Genomic DNA, 17181 nt, shown 5'->3' with positions numbered 1-17181 from the left:
TCGCATCCGGTCCACCTTGTTCTTTCGCGATGACGGCTATACTGATCGCGTACCTTTTCATACCGGGGAGCTTGCAGCCGCATCGCGGCCGGGCAGGCTGAGAGGAAGCGCCGACGCACGCTTCGACCCGAGGAACCTGACATGGGTAATGCCAACGAAGGGAGCTTCATGACGCAGATCGATGCGGCACGTGCCGGAACCGTCACGCGCGAAATGGCGATCGTCGCCGAAAAAGAGGGGCTCGACCCCGAATTCATCCGGGAGGGCGTGGCTGCAGGCCGCATAGCCATTCCCGCGAACATCCATCACGCAAGCCTCTCGCCTGAAGGCGTAGGCGGCGGGCTTCGCACCAAAGTCAACGTCAACCTGGGCATTTCGGGTGACCTTGCCGACGAAGCCGAAGAGTGGAAAAAGGTCGAAGTGGCGTTCGAGCTGGGTGCCGAGGCCATCATGGATCTGTCGAACAGCGGCAAGACGCAAGGGTTCCGCACGCGCCTCATCGAGAAGTCGTCGGCCATGATCGGCACCGTGCCCATGTACGACGCCATCGGCTATCTGGAGAAAGCGCTCGTAGACATCACGGTGGACGACTTCCTGCGCGTGGTTCGCGCGCATGCGGAAGACGGCGTGGACTTCGTCACCATCCACGCCGGCATGAACCGACGCACCATCGAGTCGTTTCGCGAAACGGGGCGCCTTACCAACATCGTGAGCCGCGGCGGGTCGCTCATTTTCGCCTGGATGGAAGCTACGGGCAACGAGAACCCCTTCTACGAGTTCTACGACGACGTGCTGGCCATTTTGCATGAGCACGACGTAACCATCAGCATCGGCGATGCCATGCGTCCCGGCTCGACGTTCGATGCGACCGATGCGGGTCAGATCGCCGAGCTTATCGAGATCGGCAAGCTTACGAAGCGCGCGTGGGACGCCGGCGTGCAGGTGATGGTGGAGGGCCCCGGGCATATGGCGCTCGACGAGATAGCCGCGAACATGAAGCTGGAGAAGCGCCTGTGCCATAACGCGCCCTTTTACGTGCTGGGGCCCCTTGTTACGGATATCGCCCCAGGATACGACCATATCACGGCAGCGATCGGCGGCGCGGTCGCTGCCAGCTCGGGAGCCGATTTCCTCTGCTACGTGACACCCGCCGAGCATCTGCGCCTGCCCGACGTGAACGACGTGCGCGAAGGGCTGGTTGCCACGAAGATAGCCGCCCATGCCGCCGACATCGCCAAGGGCGTGCCGGGCGCGCGCGACCGCGACAACCTTATGAGCGACGCGCGTCGCCGCGTGGACTGGGAGGGCATGTTCGAGCAGGCTTTGGATCCGGTCAAGGCGCGCCGTTACTTCGAAAGCGCGCCGCCTTCGACGGACGGCACCTGCACGATGTGCGGTAAGATGTGCGCTATGCGCACGGTGAACACCATCATGGACGGCATAACCATCGATCTGGGAAAGGAGCTGTGATGCAGCCTTTCGCTTTGAAGAACGCACTCGACAATGTGCGGCAGACAACCCCGCTTGTTCACAGCATCACGAACTACGTGACGGTCAACGATTGCGCGAACGCGCTTCTGGCCATCGGCGCGAGCCCCATCATGAGCGACGAGCCTGCCGATGTCGAAGACATCACGGGCGTTTGCGGCGGGTTGGTGCTGAACATCGGGACGTTGAACGAGCGAAGCATCGCCGGCATGTTCGCGGCGGGAGAGCGCGCGAGCCAGCTGGGCCATCCCATCGTGCTCGATCCGGTGGGGGCGGGAGCGTCGGCCTTGCGTACGAAGACGGCGGGGGATTTGCTGGACAAGCTGGCCGTGTCGGTGATTCGCGGCAACATGTCCGAAGTGAAGGCGCTCGCCGGCGGCTCGGCTGCCACGCGTGGGGTGGACGTGTGCTCCGACGACGTCGTGACCGACGACAACCTGGACGCAGCTGCTGCGTTCGCGCGGGAATTCGCTGTGAAGAGCGGTTGCGTGGCGGCGATCACCGGCGCCATCGACGTGGTGGCCGACAGCGAGCGCGCCTACGCGATCCGCAACGGCAGTTCGCTTATGGGCCGCGTTACGGGGGCGGGCTGCATGCTTTCGTGCGTGTGCGCGGCGTTCGCAACGGCGAATCCGGACGATATCTTGGATGCGACGGTGGCCGCCGTTTCCTCGATGGGCCTGGCGGGCCAGATAGCTCAGGGACGCATGGGCGGCTTCGACGGCAACGGGTCGTTCCGCACGTACCTGCTTGATGCGCTGTTCAATTTGGATGGAGACGCGCTGGAGGCAGGCGCCAAGGTGGCCAAGCTGTCCTAGCGGCGCTCGCGCGCAGTGCGATCGTCTGCTTCGGTGCACTGCGCGCAAGCTTGAGAAAAGAAAGGAGCACCGATGTATCCACGTGAGAAGCTGCGCCAGGCATTGGCCCTGTACGCGGTTACCGATGACGCATGGCTGGGGGAGCGCGCGCTTTCGGATTGCGTCGAGCAGGCCATCGCCGGCGGCGCGACGTTCGTGCAGCTGCGCGAAAAGGAGATGCCCCAGATAGCGATGGTGCTGCGCGCTCGCACGCTTGCACCTGCATGTCGCAAAGCCGGCGTGCCGTTCGTCATCAACGACGACGTGGAGGTGGCGCGCATCGTGGAGGCCGACGGCGTGCACGTAGGGCAGGGCGACGCCGCCGTATCCGATGCGCGTGCGAAGCTGGGCCCCGATGCCATCGTGGGCGTGTCCGTGCATACGGTCGAGCAGGCGTTGGAAGCGCAGGCTGCGGGCGCGGACTACCTGGGCGTGGGAGCGGTGTTCGGGACGCCTACCAAAGAGGATGCAATCATCACGGGCGTAGACGGCCTTGCCGCCATCTGCCAGGCCGTGGACATTCCGGTGGTCGCCATCGGCGGGTTGAACGAGCGGACCGTTTCCGAACTGGCGGGGACGGGGGCGGACGGGGCGGCTGTCGTGTCGGCTCTTTTCTCGGCGGGCGACATCGAGGTCGCTGCGCGCACCCTGCGCGCAAAGGTTCGAGAAGCGCTTGGCGCGTAGGTTAGAAGGAGAGGGATTCATCATGAAGGCGGTATTGAGCATAGCCGGGTCGGACTCCAGCGGCGGCGCGGGCATCCAGGCCGATATCAAGACCATCGCCGCTCACGGCCTGTTCGCCGAAACCGCCATCACGGCGCTCACGGCGCAGAACACCTTGGGCGTCACCGGTGTGGCGGGCGTCGAGCCTGATTTCGTTACAGCCCAGATCGACGCCGTGTTCGAGGACATCCGCCCGGATGCCGTTAAAATCGGCATGGTGTCTTCGGCTGCCATCATCGAAGCCATTGCGCGCGTCCTGGCGCGCCATGAAGCGCGCAACGTTGTTGTGGATCCCGTCATGGTGGCCACCAGCGGCGCGCGCCTGATCGACGACGACGCCGCGGCGGCTTTGGCCGAGCTTCTTTTCCCTTTGGCCGACGTGATCACGCCCAACATGCCCGAAGCTGCGGCGCTTTGCGGTTTCGCCGTGGAAGGGGAGTCCGACATGGAGCGCGCGGCTCGCTTGCTCGCCGAGCAGAGCGCTGCGGCGGTGCTGGTGAAGGGCGGCCATCGAAGCGATTCGGCCGACGACGTGCTGGCTTTGCCTGACGGGTCGTTGACTTGGCTGCGTGCGCCGCGCGTGGATACCCGAAACACGCACGGTACGGGATGCACGCTCTCGTCCGCGATTGCGTGCGGGCTGGCGCGCGGTCTGACCATCGAGCAGGCTGTGCGCTCCGCGAAGGACTACGTGCGCGGAGCCTTGGGGGCGGGCTTGAACCTGGGGAAGGGCAGCGGCCCGCTCAATCACATGTGGGAGTACTGATCCTGTCGTTCGTTTTCCGAACAGCCGTTGATTCCCGAACGGCCGGCGGTTCGACTGCGGGGGCGCTGCCGTGTACGGGCGGCGCCCCCGCAGTCGTGTGTTAGCGTTCGTACACGCAGCGACCGCCGACGAAGGTGGCCAGTACGCGCGTTTTCTGGATGTCGTCTTCTTCGCAGGTCAGTACGTTGCGATCGAGCACGGTTACATCGGCGAGCATGCCTGGTTCGATCGTGCCCAGCTCGCGTTCTCGTCCTGCCGCCGCCGCGCTGCCCTGCGCGTAGGCGCGCAAGGCTTCGGCCATGCTGATGCGCTCGGCGGGAAGCCAGCCGCCGCAAGGTGCATGCGTTTCCGGGTCTTGCCTGGTCACGGCGGTGTAAAGGACGTTCATGGAGTTGACGTCAACCACGGGGGAGTCCGTTCCGAACGCTAAGGTTGCTCCCTCGTCCAGCATCGTGCGAAACGGCCACATGAGCGGTACGCGTTCTTGTCCTAAATCGCGTTCGGGGCCGCCGGGATCAAGCGTGATGTGGGGAGGCTGCACGGCGCCCACCACTTGCAGGTCGGCCAGGCGCTCGATGTCGCCCGGCAGGAAGTTCTCCAGATGCTCCAAGCAGTTGCGCCGCCCATCCGGAAGCGGGCCGTACGTCGCGCGCGCCTCTTCGAAGAAGTCGAGAGCCGCGTGAATGGCGGCATCGCCGATCGCGTGGATGCGCACGGGGTAGCCCTTGCTCGCCGCAGCCATGATGTAGGAGCGCATGAGGTCCGGCTCCACCGTGGGCCGTCCGCAGTCGCCCTCGAACTGGGCGTTCGTGTACGGCTCGGTCACCCAAGCAGTATGCTGGCTGGAAACACCATCGAAGAACTGCTTGAACCCGGGGGCTTGCAGCATCGGCCCCGTGTACGTTGCGCGCATCGTCTCGAAGCGGCTCATGTCTTCGAGCAGCGTGGGGAACAGATGCACGCGCGCCGTAAGCTCGCCGCGTTCCAGGAGAGAGGCGTGCACGTCGTCGCGAATGAAGTCGAGGCCGGGGCTTGCCATGAGGGACATGTCGCATACGCTGGTCACGCCGTTTTCCGCCAAGCGGGCGAAGAACCCGCGGTAGGCGTCGGCCACCTCCTCGTCGGTGAACGACCCCATGATCTTGGGCATGAGCTCCATGGCCGCCGCTTCGCGCACGATGCCCGTCAGCTCGCCTTCGTCGTCGCGGTCGTACGATCCTCCCGCCGGCGGCACGCTCGTGTGGTCGAGGCCCAGCTCTGCGAGTGCGGCGGAGTTCAGCCACAGCGTATGGGCGTCTCCCGAATAGAGGGCGACCGGGCGGGAGGGGAACGCTTCGTCAAGCGACGCTTTCGAGGGCAGAACGGGCGGATCCCATCGGTACTCGCGCCATCCCTGCGCAAGGAGCCATCCCTTGGGGCGGCTCTTCGAGAACTCGACCATGCGCTGCACGCAATCGGCCTCGTTCTTTCCCAAAAACGTGGTAGCCAGCGGCGAGGCGTAGATGGCAGAGTGAAAGAAGTGCAGATGGGAGTCGTGAAAGCCGGGAACGATAAGGGCGTCTCCCATGGCTCGAACCGGCGGGAGCTCGCCGCCTTCGTTCTCCTTTCGAACGAAGGCGCGCACCTCGTCATGCGACCCTACGGCCACGATGCGATCTTGGGCGATGGCGATAGCCCCAGGTTTGGCGGCATCGCTGGTTCCGGTGAACACGTTTTCGCTTTCGATTACCAAATCGATGCGCACGATCGCGCTCCTTTCGAACGGCGGCTTTCGTGGGCCGCGGCTGTTTCTGCGATGCCGCTCGACTCTAAGGGAGTTCGAAGCGGTATTCGTCGCCGCAGATGGTTTGCTTGATCTTGCCCTCGCACACCAGGTACACCAGGTGCGCCATGGTTTCTCCCATCGAGAAGAACTTCTGATCGAGCGGCCATTCGCGCCAGTTGTCGTAACGCCATTTCGCATGCGAGGAAATCGATACGATGTCGGTGTGGCCGGCTGCCACCAGGTCGTACAGCTCTTGCAGTCGTTCTTCGTGATGCGAGATGAGGTACATTACGCGATCGCGCAGATTTCCGTACGGTGCGCCATGGGCGGGAAGAACCAGGTCGACGTCGTAGGAGTACATTTTGCCCAGGCTTTCCAGAAACTCTTCCAAGGCGTTGTAGGCCGGGAACCACGATGATACGGAAGGCGTGATGCGCTCCAACACGTGGTCGCCGATGATCATGAGGTTGCGGTCGGGCTCATACAGGCAGATATGCCACGGATCGTGCCCGGGCGTCTCGATGATCTGGAACGTGAAGTCGCCAGCGTGCAGCTCGTCTCCTTCGTGCAGGTAGATGAGGTCGGGCTTGCACGTCAGGGGGAGCAGTTCCGCAGATACGTGCAGGCGGTGCTTTCCCTTCCTGAACGTCAAGCCGCTTTGCTGCGGGGTTGCCGCTTTGCGCAGCAAGGGGCCGAACACGTTGCCCTGCATCTCCATGAGATTCTCCACTTCCTTGAACGAGTGGAGGTTGGCGTACACGCGCATGCCGTCGCGGTAGATGCGGTCGAGATTGCCCGTATGGTCGGGGTGCGAATGGGTGAGGACGATTTCGACGCTGTCCCATGACCGATCGAGCTGGTTCAAGGCGTCGTCGAGTGCCTCTTCGCATGCGGGGTGGTTGAACCCCACGTCGATGATGGTGGTGGTTTCCTCGCCCAAGATGATGTAGGAGTTGAGCGCTTGCAACGGGTTGTGGGGAAGCGGCACGCGCACGCGGTAGAGCCCGGGGCAGATGAGAACCGGCTCGCCGAACGCGGGATCGGTTTCAACGGGGGTGCTGCTGTTTTTCGTGTCGGGGTCTTCAGTTTGCATAGCGGTCCTTTTCTCTTGGTTCGCGGCTATTGTACGCCACCGATCACCATGAGGAAACAGCCCGGTTTCTTTTCTGCCGGCTAACGGTACTATCCCAAGAAAAGAAAAAGGTCGGAACCGAGAGGTTCCGACCTGCAATTTCTTGGTAGCTCCGACCGGATTCGAACCGGCGACCTCCGCCTTGAGAGGGCGGCGTCCTAAACCGCTAGACGACGGAGCCACATGGTGCGCTGTGCAGTATACCGTAAAAATGGCTGGGGTGGAAGGAGTCGAACCCTCACATACGGTACCAGAAACCGCTGTCCTGCCATTAGACGACACCCCATCGGGTTACCGATGCGCATCTCTTTCTTTTGGAGAGAGGTGCGAGCGCGAGAAAGTATATTACGGGGTCGAGCGCGCTGCGTCAAGCCTTTATTTCAACTTTTTTGAGAAAAGTTTCAAGGCATGGCATGTGGCGCGTCATGCCTCGTTCTGCCGCTCGAGCCAGTTTGCGACGAAGGCTTCAAGCGACGGGCGGTCGTTGTCCAGGCGTTCGTCGATCACGGCGTCGAGGGCTGCCGCCAGGACTTGCCCGACCAGTGGGCCTCGCGGTACGCCAAGGGCGAGCACGTCGTGCCCGTTTATCGCAAGCTTCTTGAGCGAGAACGCCTCGTCGGCCGCCAGGACGTTGGCAAGGACGGCTTCAAGCTGGTCGACCGTGCCAACGCGCTGCGCGCAGCGGGGGGCTTGCCCGAGCGCATCGCCGCGCTTGAGGTCGCAGAGCGCATGGAACAGCTCCGTGTCCCCGTCGAGCCGCGCGAGCGCGCGCTTCACGGCCTTGGGCGTGGGCTCGATGACGTCGTCGTGACGCTCGACGAGCTTCAAAACGCGCGTCGAGAACGCCGAGGGCAGCGCGAGCCTGCCCATGATGCCCCGCGCCAGCACGACGCTGACCGCGGCATGGCCGTAGAAATGGCCGACGCCGTCAGCATCGGTGAAGAACAGCGCCGGTTTCCCCATGTCGTGAAACAGGGCGGCCCATCGTGCAAGAGGGTATGCGGGCACGTTTTGCACCACGTGCGCCGTATGCTCGAGAACATCGTATATATGGTAGGGGGTATGCTGGTCGAATCCTTTCATCGCCACAAGCTCGGGCAGCACGGCCGCCAGAACGTCGGCCGTTTCCACGAGGGCGCGTCCCGCATGCTCCCCAAGAAGCAGACGATCGATCTCGTGGGTGACGCGCTCGGCCGATATGCGGCAGAGCAGTCCTTTGTTGCTGAGCATTCCGTGAAAGGTGTCCGGATCTATGCCGAATCCCAATTGCGAGGCGAAGCGGCAAGCGCGCAGGATGCGCAGCGCGTCTTCCGCGAAGCGACGCTGGGGGTCGCCGACCGCGCGTATCGTGGAGGATGCAAGGTCGTCCGCTCCGCCGTAGGGATCCAGCAGCCCGCGCACGGGGTGGTAGGCAAGGGCGTTCATAGTGAAATCCCGCCGAGCAAGGTCCTCCTCTATGGATCGAACGAACGTCACGCGGTTCGGGTGGCGCGCGTCGCTGTAAGCGCCGTCGGAGCGGTACGTTGTTATTTCGAGAGGGCGATCGTCCGCGATCACCGTGAGCGTTCCGTGGGCGACGCCCGTTTCATGCGTGCGGTGTCCCAGCTCCTCGAAGACGCGTTGCGTGTCGCGCCATCCGGCGGCCGTTGCGATGTCCACGTCGGCGCAGGGCCGTCCCAAGAGGGCGTCTCGTACGTACCCGCCGACGATCCATGATTCGTAGCCCGCGCGCTCAAGCGCGTCGAGCGCTTTTTCAGCGTAAGCGGGCACGGGAATGCGAAGTTCGTTTGCAGCCGATCGGCGCGCAAGCGGGGGATTCTGCGGTTCGCGGTTCAGCATGGCGTTTCCTGTCTGGGCAACGTGGTTCCTGTCGCGTCTATACTAATATATGCGATTGCTGTTGTGCGGGCGGCGTGGCTTGGCTTTTGCTCCGATGTTCGGAACGCTGCCATCCCGAACGGGCTAGGGGAACCTTGCGGCGCGCGCCGGCTCCGCCGAAAGCCGCGAGGCCGCCCCGGCGGAGGGTATCCAAACTTTTCGAAAAAAGTTCTTGACGCCGGGCGGGGGCACGGGTAGTATATCTCCTTGCGCTTCGGGCTTCGGCCCCAGGCGGAGAACCTTGAAAACCGGATACTGAGAAGCAGAACAAGCGAGAAAAAAGCCAAGTGAACGGATCCGCATGAGACGGACCCCGGCCGGCCGCGGACCCCTCGGGGGAGCGGGCGGCGGGAAACCAAGATCGAACGCGGCAGCGATGCCGCACTCTTTTAAACGGAGAGTTTGATCCTGGCTCAGGATGAACGCTGGCGGCGTGCCTAACACATGCAAGTCGAACGGTTAAGCCACCTTCGGGTGGGCATACAGTGGCGAACGGGTGAGTAACACGTGACCAACCTGCCCCTTGCTCCGGGACAACCTCGGGAAACCGAGGCTAATACCGGATGCTCCGGCCCCTCCGCATGGAGGGGCCGGGAAAGCCTCGAGCGGCAAGGGATGGGGTCGCGGCCCATCAGGTAGACGGCGGGGTAGCGGCCCACCGTGCTTTCGACGGGTAGCCGGGTTGAGAGACCGACCGGCCACATTGGGACTGAGATACGGCCCAGACTCCTACGGGAGGCAGCAGTGGGGAATTTTGCGCAATGGGGGCAACCCTGACGCAGCAACGCCGCGTGCGGGACGACGGCCTTCGGGTTGTAAACCGCTTTCAGCAGGGAAGACCGACGACGGTACCTGCAGAAGAAGCCCCGGCTAACTACGTGCCAGCAGCCGCGGTAATACGTAGGGGGCGAGCGTTATCCGGATTCATTGGGCGTAAAGCGCGCGTAGGCGGCGCGCCAAGCGGAACCTCTAACCTCGGGGCTCAACCTCGAGCCGGGTTCCGAACTGGCGCGCTCGAGTTCGGTAGAGGCAGGCGGAATTCCCGGTGTAGCGGTGGAATGCGCAGATATCGGGAAGAACACCGATGGCGAAGGCAGCCTGCTGGGCCGACACTGACGCTGAGGTGCGAAAGCTAGGGGAGCGAACAGGATTAGATACCCTGGTAGTCCTAGCCGTAAACGATGGACGCTAGGTGTGGGGAGGATCGCCTCTCCGTGCCGAAGCCAACGCATTAAGCGTCCCGCCTGGGGAGTACGGCCGCAAGGCTAAAACTCAAAGGAATTGACGGGGGCCCGCACAAGCAGCGGAGCATGTGGCTTAATTCGAAGCAACGCGAAGAACCTTACCAGGGCTTGACATGCGAGTGAAGCCGGGGAGACCCGGTGGCCGAGAGGAGCTCGCGCAGGTGGTGCATGGCTGTCGTCAGCTCGTGTCGTGAGATGTTGGGTTAAGTCCCGCAACGAGCGCAACCCCTGCCGTATGTTGCCAGCATTGAGTTGGGGACTCATACGGGACTGCCGGCGTCAAGCCGGAGGAAGGTGGGGACGACGTCAAGTCATCATGCCCTTTATGCCCTGGGCTGCACACGTGCTACAATGGCCGGTACAACGGGCTGCGACCTGGCGACAGGAAGCGAATCCCTCAAAGCCGGCCCCAGTTCGGATCGGAGGCTGCAACCCGCCTCCGTGAAGTCGGAGTTGCTAGTAATCGCGGATCAGCATGCCGCGGTGAATACGTTCCCGGGCCTTGTACACACCGCCCGTCACACCACCCGAGTCGTCTGCACCCGAAGCCGCCGGCCGAACCCGAAAGGGGCGGAGGCGTCGAAGGTGTGGAGGGTAAGGGGGGTGAAGTCGTAACAAGGTAGCCGTACCGGAAGGTGCGGCTGGATCACCTCCTTTCTAGGGAGACACTCAGGTGTCCGACGAGGTCGAGCGAAGCTCCCTCGCCTGGATGGAAAAGAAACAGAAACGGAAGACCCGTCCGCGGGCCCGTCGCGAAGGCCCTCTCGCATCCCGCTCTCTCAGCATCCGGCTTCCGAGGCTCTCGAAGCCTCGGGAAGGCGAGCGCCTTCCCGCGCACCTTGACAGTTGCATAGCGTTTAAAGTGACAAAGAAGATCTTCATCACATGCATATCACCGATTCCATCGGGTGGTCTGTCAAAGTAATGGAGCATCTATCACGATCGCGAATACATCGATATGGATACCCAAAAACCATACTGAACGAGATCCGAAGAGACGAAGATACTAAGGGCGCACGGCGGATGCCTTGGCACAGGAAGTCGACGAAGGACGCGGCAAGCTGCGATAAGCTGCGGGGAGGGGCAAACACCCTTTGATCCGCAGGTCTCCGAATGGGGGAACCCAGCAGGGGTCATGCCCTGCTATCCCCGCCTGAACGAAATAGGGCGGCGGAAGGCAACCCGGGGAACTGAAACATCTAAGTACCCGGAGGAAGAGAAATCAACCGAGATCGCGGGAGTAGCGGCGAGCGAAACCGCGCGAGCCCAAACCCATGCATGTGTAAGCTTGAGGGCGTTGCTGCATGAGGGGTTGCGGGACCGAGCATCCCATGGGCCTCAGACCATGGGCGGAGTGACAAAGGGGCGCGGCAGCGGAACGGCCTGGGAAGGCCGGCGGAACAGGGTGAGAGCCCCGTACGCGAAGCCCCGCCCCCTCCGAGCGCGGCACCCGAGTAGCGCCGGGCACGTGAAACCCGGTGCGAAGCTGGGGGGACCACCCTCCAAGGCTAAACACTCTCCTGTGACCGATAGCGAACCAGTACCGTGAGGGAAAGGTGAAAAGCACCCCGAGAGGGGAGTGAAACAGTACCTGAAACCGTGCGCCTACAAGCAGTCGGAGCAGCCTATGCGCTGTGACGGCGTGCCTTTTGTAGAATGAGCCAGCGAGTTGCGGTATGCGGCGAGGTTAAGCTTTTAAGCGAGCCGCAGTGAAAGCGAGCCTTTAAGATGGCGTTTTAGTCGCATGCTGCAGACGCGAAGCCGGGTGAGCTATCCATGGGCAGGCTGAAGCGGGGGTAAGACCCCGTGGAGGGCCGAACCCACTTCGGTTGAAAACGGAGGGGATGACCCGTGGATAGGGGTGAAAGGCCAATCAAACCCGGAGATATCTCGTTCTCCCCGAAATAGCTTTAGGGCTAGCCTCGGACGTTCAATGGCGGCGGTAGAGCACTGGATCCTCGAGGGGGCTTCACCGCCTACCGACAGGAACCAAACTCCGAATGCCGCCATTTCAGAGTCCGGGAGTCAGAACATGTGGGCTAAGCTGTGTGTTCGAGAGGGAAACAGCCCAGACCGCCTGCTAAGGTCCCCAAATCCATGCTGAGTGGCAAAGGATGTGCGTTTGCCTAGACAACCAGGATGTTGGCTTAGAAGCAGCCATGCATTTAAAGAGTGCGTAACAGCTCACTGGTCAAGTGGACATGCGCCGACAATTCACGGGGCTAAGCATGGTACCGAAGCAGCGGACTAATTTCATTAGTGGTAGGGGAGCTTTCCACGGGGGGCGAAGCCGCAGGGCGACCTGCGGTGGACCGCGTGGAAGTGAGAATGCTGGCATGAGTAACGAGAGCGGCGCGAGAAACGCCGCCGCCGTAAGCCTAAGGGTTCCTGGGCAAGGCTAATCCTCCCAGGGTCAGTCGGGAGCTAAGGCGAGGCCGGAAGGCGTAGCCGATGCACAACAGGCGGACATTCCTGTACCGCCGATGGACCGTCATCACCGATGGGGCGACGGAGAAGGGTAGCCGAGCGGGGTTCTGGACGTCCCCGTGAAAGCGCGTAGGGAGCGCGGCATGGAAACCAGCCGCGCATGCATCCCGAGACGCGAGACGAAGCCTTTTGGCGAAGTCGGCGAGCCCATGCTTCCGAGAAAAACCTCTAGGAAGGGACATCGGCGCCCGTACCAAAACCGACACAGGTGGGCGGGTAGAGCATACCGAGGCGATCGGGAGAACCATGGTTAAGGAACTCGGCATACTGACTCCGTAACTTCGGGAGAAGGAGTGCCCCTGGCGGTGAAGGACCTCGCGTCCGGAGCGGCCGGGGGTCGCAGCGAAACGGCCCAAGCGACTGTTTATCAAAAACACAGGACTCTGCAAAGCCGCAAGGCGACGTATAGGGTCTGACGCCTGCCCGGTGCTGGAAGGTTACGCGGATGGGTCAGCCGCAAGGCGAAGCCCTGAAGCCAAGCCCCAGTAAACGGCGGCCGTAACTATAACGGTCCTAAGGTAGCGAAATTCCTTGTCGGGTAAGTTCCGACCTGCACGAATGGCGTAACGATTTGGGCGCTGTCTCAACCATGGACCCGGTGAAATTGTATTATTCGTGAAGATGCGAATTACCTGCGGAAGGACGGAAAGACCCCGTGAACCTTTACTGCAGCTTGACATTGATCGTTGGCTCGGCGCGTAGAGGATAGGCAGGAGGCTTCGAAGCGGGGACGCCAGTTCCCGTGGAGCCGGCCTTGGAATACTGCCCTCGTCGCGTCGGCGATCTAACCTGCGGCCGTGATCCGGCGCAGGGACCGTGTCAGGCGGGTAGTTTGACTGGGGCGGTCGCCTCCTAAAGAGTAACGGAGGCGCGCAAAGGTCCGCTCAGGACGGTTGGCAATCGTCTGCAGAGCGCAAGAGTGCAAGCGGGCTTGACTGCGAGACGTACAGGTCGAGCAGGGAGGAAACTCGGTTCTAGTGATCCGGCGGCCCAGAGTGGAATGGCCGTCGCTCAACGGATAAAAGGTACTCCGGGGATAACAGGCTGATCTTGCCCAAGAGTCCACATCGACGGCAAGGTTTGGCACCTCGATGTCGGCTCATCGCATCCTGGGGCTGAAGTCGGTCCCAAGGGTATGGCTGTTCGCCATTTAAAGCGGTACGCGAGCTGGGTTCAGAACGTCGTGAGACAGTTCGGTCCCTATCCTCCGCAGGAGCAAGAGGATTGAGGAGGTCTGCCCCTAGTACGAGAGGACCGGGGTGGACGGACCTCTGGTGCAGCAGTTGTCGACCAACGGCACGGCTGCCTAGCTACGTCCGGCACGGATAACCGCTGAAAGCATCTAAGTGGGAAGCCGTCTCCAAGATGAGTCCTCTTTTCGGTAAGGGCCCAGGCAGAACACCTGGTCGATAGGCCGCAGGTGCAAGGCGAGCGATCGCCTCAGCCGAGCGGTACTAATAGCCCGAGCTCTTCGTCTTCACACATTGGAGCTTGTTCGCGGTCCGTCACGACCGAACGCTGTGCAACCGCCAGGGTGGCGCGGAGAGCGCGCCCTGCGGCATAGAAGCCGCGCGGAGCCCAAGCGCCCTGCGCGAGCGCGACCTTGGAGGCGGGGATCACCCGGTCCCATTCCGAACCCGGAAGTTAAGACCGCCATCGCCGAAAGTACTGCAGCGCAAGGCTGTGGGAGGATAGGACGTCGCGCTCGCGCAGGGCGCTCGGCGTATTCCGCCGAGACCCAGGGGCCCCGGAGCCGTAACAGGCCCCGGGGCCCTTTCGCGTTTGGGGGGCGGGCTGCGCGGGGCCGTCCGCCGCTCGAGGGGGCGGGCCCCGCCGGTCGGCCGCGCCTCGGCTCCCTCAGCGCGCCAGGCCCTCGCTCGGGGCGCCCTCGCGCATCTCGGTCAGGTCCTTCCAGAAGCGCTCGGGCATGAACCGCCGGCGCAGCTCGGGGTTGTAGCGGGCCTCGACGGTGGTCGCGTCGTAGAATCGCTTCCAGGCCGCCTGCATGAGCTCCTCGTCCGCCGCATGCGCGGGGAGGTCGATCCGGTCCGTGCGCACGAGCCGCCAGCCCCGTCCCTCGTACACGCCGGCCAGGGCGTGCCGCTCGTCGAGCACCGCGAAGGGCTGCGCGTTGAAGCGGCCCGCGAACCAGTCCATGACCAGGGGCACCACGGAGGCGTTCGGGCTGCATCGCGCGAACCAGCCTCCGTTTTCCAGGTGCTCGAAGCGCAGGAACTGGAGCATGCGGTGGCGTTCGTTCATGACCGCCCGGTCGAGCTTGACGAGGGGCCCGACCGCTGGGTTCGCAAGGTCGTCGAGCACGCTCGACCTTCTTGCCGACGCTGCGGTGCAGTTGGGGATACCGGCGCAGCTATGCCGTTTCGGGCATCGGGCGCAGTCGTGCGGTTGGCGGCGCGACATGGCGTAGCGCACGAATCGGTACACGATGGCTCCGGTGTTCGGGTCGTCTGACAGCGCGGCGTGCAGAACAGCCTCGAACGCCGTCTGCCCGCACGTACGTTGGATGCCTTTGCGAACCCGCATTGCAAGCTGCATGTCGGTTTCTATGGTGCGGACGGTTTGCCCCAGGCGTGGCTGCAATGTGTTGCCGGGGGCGATATCTTGCGGGTCTTCGCGATTGGCGTAGGCTTGGAACACCGCCGTCAGCAGGCCTTCCGGCGTACCGTCGTATGCGTAGGCAACATCCTGCAAGGGCTCTTCGCGCACCGGCCGGGCGGTGTTTCGGCTGTTGTGAGGATTGCTCATACGGCAACCGTCGTGCGCGGTTCGAGCGCGCGTTGCCAACCAAAGGAGCCGTCCGCTGTCGGGGGAGCGCCGGTGTCGAGCTTGCGCGGGTCTTTGCCGGCGGCACGCAGCTTCTCGGGCGTTTCGACCTTTTCGAACAAGCTTAGTTGCCCGGGGGTGGTCTTGGCGGACCGGCGGCCGTGCGCGCCGCCCTTAATGGGCGCCGCCAGCTGCGCTCGAAGTCCTTCGGGCGAAAAATCGGCTCCGCGCCCTGCGTAGGTGCCCCCGCAGGTTATGAAAAACCGTGCCCGCTTGTAGGCTATGCCCAATTTGCGCAGCTCGGATTCGCGTAGGCATGTCGTGCGCCGTGCGCGCATGATAAGCCTTGCTCCCCGTACGCCGATGCCCGGAACGCGCAGCAGCGACTCAAGGGGAGCGGTGTTCACTTCTACGGGGAAGAAATCGAGGTTGTTTATAGCCCAGTTTGCCTTGGGGTCCAAATCGGGATCGAGAAAAGGGTGCGCCTCGTCGATGATCTCCGTCACGTCGAAGCGGTAGAACCGCAGGAGCCAATCGGCTTGGTAGAGACGGTGCTCGCGATTGAGCTGGACGGCATCGGCGCCCGGAAGACGCGCATCGTCGTTCACGGGCATGTAGGCGCTGAAGAACACGCGCTTGAGCGAGAGCGTACGGTAGAGGGCTGCCGAAAGGTTCAGGATTTGAAAATCGCTTTCAGGCGTAGCTCCTATGATCATCTGCGTCGATTGGCCGGCGGGTACGAAGGCTCGTTCCTTTCGCTTGGGGCTGACCTGCGTCATGTACGTGGTTTCCCTTCGCATGAGCGCGCGCGTGTCCTTGTCGACCGCTATGTTGTCCCGTATCTGCTTCATGGGCGAGAGAATGCGCTGCTTGTCCTTTTCGGGGGCGAGCAGCCGCAGGCTTTGCTGTGAAGGAAGTTCTAGGTTCACGCTCATGCGGTCGGCAAGGTGCCCGAGTTGATCGATCAGCTCGGGCGATGTCCCCGGCACGGCTTTCGCGTGGATGTAGCCGCGAAAGCCGTGTTCCTCGCGCAGAATCTCGAGCGTTCGTATCATAAGCTCGGTGGTGTGGTCGGGATTGCGGATAACTCCCGAGCTGAGAAACAGGCCTTCAATATAGTTGCGTCGATAAAACGACACGGTGAGATCCGCCAACTCTCTTGGCTTGAACGCAGCGCGCGGAACTTCGTTGGATGCGCGGTTCACGCAGTAGGCGCAGTCGTACACGCAAGCGTTGGTCATGAGCACCTTCAAAAGCGTGATGCACCGCCCGTCTGCGGCAAAGCTGTGGCAGCAGCCGGCAGCCAGCGTGTTTCCAAGCTTGCCCTTCTGGGCGTCGCGATCGATGCCCGAGGACGTGCAGGCTACATCGTATTTCGCCGCATCGGCGAGGATTTCGAGTTTCGCAAGTAGATCCATGCGGTCATCCGTTCGCGCGATCAAATGTTCGTAAGAATATCTGTACGCTATAATACGCAAACGAACGTTCGTTGTCAATCGAACGGGCGAGGTTCGCGCCCTGTTGCTGTTCTGCCCCGGTGTTCGCTACGGCCGGTCTTTCGGTGCAAGGGCGCGCACGATAAGGCGTTTTCCGGTGCGCACGCACGGGCCTTTCGCTATACTGGGCAGGTTCCGAAGAGGAGGAGAGCAGGACATGATGGCGATGCTGTGCGTGGGTCTTGGCGGGTTCGTGGGAGCCGTGGGCCGCTATCTGCTGGGGCTTGTTCCCCTCGAAGGCGATTTTCCGCTCATGACGTTCCTGATCAACTTTGTCGGCGCCGTGGTTATCGGGGCCGTGTTCGAGGCTGCTACGGTGTGGCCCGGCATGTCCGACAATGCGGTCCTGTTCTTGAAGACGGGCGTATGCGGCGGTTTCACCACGTTTTCGACGTTCTCGTTGGAGACGCTGACGCTTATCGAACGCGGGAAGTACGTCACGGGGGCGGCGTACGCATGCGGAAGCGTCGTTGCCTGCCTGGCGGGCGTGGTTCTGGGGCGCTTGGCCGTCCGCGCCGTGCGCGCGGCTGCAACCGGCTCTGCGCAGGCTTGACCGGGTCG

10 protein-coding genes, 2 tRNA genes, 3 rRNA genes and 1 riboswitch are annotated in these 17181 nt (G+C 62.8%); of the genes, 8 read left to right on the top strand and 7 right to left on the bottom strand.

Translation table 11 applies throughout. The features are described from left to right. The first annotated feature begins 53 nt into the window (after positions 1-53). Positions 54-180, top strand: a riboswitch (TPP riboswitch). The 4 genes from thiC to thiD all read left to right on the top strand — a co-directional run bounded on the left by thiC (position 142) and on the right by thiD (position 3834). Next, positions 142-1470, top strand: a complete 1329-nt coding sequence (gene thiC / locus LG373_RS07020; protein ID WP_216529429.1) for a phosphomethylpyrimidine synthase ThiC — start codon at positions 142-144, stop codon at positions 1468-1470. (Overlaps the previous riboswitch by 39 nt.) Then, a complete protein-coding gene (gene thiM / locus LG373_RS07015) occupies positions 1470-2306 on the top strand; it encodes a hydroxyethylthiazole kinase (protein ID WP_225749389.1) in 837 nt (278 codons plus the stop codon). Before thiC ends, thiM begins: the two co-directional genes overlap by 1 nt. 72 nt (positions 2307-2378) lie before the next feature. Beyond that, entirely contained in the window at positions 2379-3029 is a 651-nt protein-coding gene (gene thiE / locus LG373_RS07010) for a thiamine phosphate synthase (protein ID WP_225749388.1), read from the top strand. A 22-nt stretch (positions 3030-3051) separates the two neighbouring features. Then, complete coding sequence (gene thiD, locus LG373_RS07005) at positions 3052-3834, top strand: bifunctional hydroxymethylpyrimidine kinase/phosphomethylpyrimidine kinase (RefSeq protein ID WP_225749387.1); 783 nt, start codon at positions 3052-3054, stop codon at positions 3832-3834. Positions 3835-3934: 100 nt separating this feature from the next. Here thiD and LG373_RS07000 read toward each other — a convergent pair whose 3' ends face one another. The 5 genes from LG373_RS07000 to LG373_RS06980 form a co-directional block, all read right to left on the bottom strand. After that, the gene (locus LG373_RS07000; protein ID WP_225749386.1) at positions 3935-5578 is read right to left on the bottom strand and encodes an amidohydrolase; all 1644 of its coding nucleotides are present in this window, start codon (positions 5576-5578) and stop codon (positions 3935-3937) included. Between the two features lie 64 nt (positions 5579-5642). After that, the gene (locus LG373_RS06995) at positions 5643-6692 is read right to left on the bottom strand and encodes an MBL fold metallo-hydrolase (protein WP_216529424.1); all 1050 of its coding nucleotides are present in this window, start codon (positions 6690-6692) and stop codon (positions 5643-5645) included. A gap of 143 nt (positions 6693-6835) precedes the next feature. Continuing rightward, positions 6836-6912: transfer RNA gene (locus LG373_RS06990), tRNA-Glu, on the bottom strand. 31 nt (positions 6913-6943) lie between these two features. Further along, positions 6944-7017: transfer RNA gene (locus LG373_RS06985), tRNA-Gln, on the bottom strand. A 137-nt stretch (positions 7018-7154) separates the two neighbouring features. Next, positions 7155-8570: a CCA tRNA nucleotidyltransferase gene (locus LG373_RS06980; protein ID WP_225749385.1), complete on the bottom strand. Its 1416-nt coding sequence runs from the start codon at positions 8568-8570 to the stop codon at positions 7155-7157. A 429-nt stretch (positions 8571-8999) separates the two neighbouring features. On the opposite strand from LG373_RS06980, the gene LG373_RS06975 reads away from it, so the two are divergent. The 3 genes from LG373_RS06975 to rrf all read left to right on the top strand — a co-directional run bounded on the left by LG373_RS06975 (position 9000) and on the right by rrf (position 14048). Then, positions 9000-10510 (top strand): 16S ribosomal RNA (locus tag LG373_RS06975). 339 nt (positions 10511-10849) lie between these two features. After that, a 23S ribosomal RNA gene (locus tag LG373_RS06970) occupies positions 10850-13818 on the top strand. Positions 13819-13933: 115 nt separating this feature from the next. After that, positions 13934-14048, top strand: a 5S ribosomal RNA gene (rrf, locus tag LG373_RS06965). Together the 16S, 23S and 5S rRNA genes form the textbook arrangement of a ribosomal RNA operon. Before the next feature lie 149 nt (positions 14049-14197). Here the strand turns inward: rrf and LG373_RS06960 are convergent. Both LG373_RS06960 and LG373_RS06955 read right to left on the bottom strand, forming a co-directional pair. Further along, positions 14198-15106 (bottom strand): TIGR03915 family putative DNA repair protein, encoded by a 909-nt coding sequence (locus LG373_RS06960; protein ID WP_225749384.1) that lies wholly within the window; start codon positions 15104-15106, stop codon positions 14198-14200. Then, positions 15103-16542 carry a putative DNA modification/repair radical SAM protein gene (locus LG373_RS06955; RefSeq protein ID WP_225749383.1) on the bottom strand — a complete coding sequence of 480 codons (1440 nt, stop codon included), beginning with the start codon at positions 16540-16542 and terminating at the stop codon, positions 15103-15105. Before LG373_RS06955 ends, LG373_RS06960 begins: the two co-directional genes overlap by 4 nt. A gap of 235 nt (positions 16543-16777) precedes the next feature. On the opposite strand from LG373_RS06955, the gene crcB reads away from it, so the two are divergent. Beyond that, positions 16778-17173, top strand: coding sequence for a fluoride efflux transporter CrcB (crcB, locus tag LG373_RS06950; protein WP_114568025.1), 396 nt, complete (start codon positions 16778-16780; stop codon positions 17171-17173). The last annotated feature ends 8 nt before the right edge of the window (positions 17174-17181 follow it).

The organism is Paraeggerthella sp. Marseille-Q4926 (assembly GCF_916618935.1).
Classification (GTDB): Bacteria; Actinomycetota; Coriobacteriia; order Coriobacteriales; family Eggerthellaceae; genus Paraeggerthella; species Paraeggerthella hominis.
Note: the sequence above shows the minus strand (reverse complement) of the source record. Positions and strands in the feature narration are given on the sequence as shown.

What these genes read in the sequence shown, in the direction of transcription:
- thiE (WP_225749388.1), top strand. Translation starts at nt 2,379, where the DNA reads ATGTATCCACGTGAGAAGCTGCGCCAGGCATTGGCCCTGTACGCGGTT.
- crcB (WP_114568025.1), top strand. Translation starts at nt 16,778, where the DNA reads ATGATGGCGATGCTGTGCGTGGGTCTTGGCGGGTTCGTGGGAGCCGTG.
- thiD (WP_225749387.1), top strand. Translation starts at nt 3,052, where the DNA reads ATGAAGGCGGTATTGAGCATAGCCGGGTCGGACTCCAGCGGCGGCGCG.
- LG373_RS06960 (WP_225749384.1), bottom strand. Translation starts at nt 15,106, where the DNA reads ATGAGCAATCCTCACAACAGCCGAAACACCGCCCGGCCGGTGCGCGAA.
- thiM (WP_225749389.1), top strand. Translation starts at nt 1,470, where the DNA reads ATGCAGCCTTTCGCTTTGAAGAACGCACTCGACAATGTGCGGCAGACA.
- LG373_RS06980 (WP_225749385.1), bottom strand. Translation starts at nt 8,570, where the DNA reads ATGCTGAACCGCGAACCGCAGAATCCCCCGCTTGCGCGCCGATCGGCT.
- LG373_RS06995 (WP_216529424.1), bottom strand. Translation starts at nt 6,692, where the DNA reads ATGCAAACTGAAGACCCCGACACGAAAAACAGCAGCACCCCCGTTGAA.
- LG373_RS06955 (WP_225749383.1), bottom strand. Translation starts at nt 16,542, where the DNA reads ATGGATCTACTTGCGAAACTCGAAATCCTCGCCGATGCGGCGAAATAC.
- thiC (WP_216529429.1), top strand. Translation starts at nt 142, where the DNA reads ATGGGTAATGCCAACGAAGGGAGCTTCATGACGCAGATCGATGCGGCA.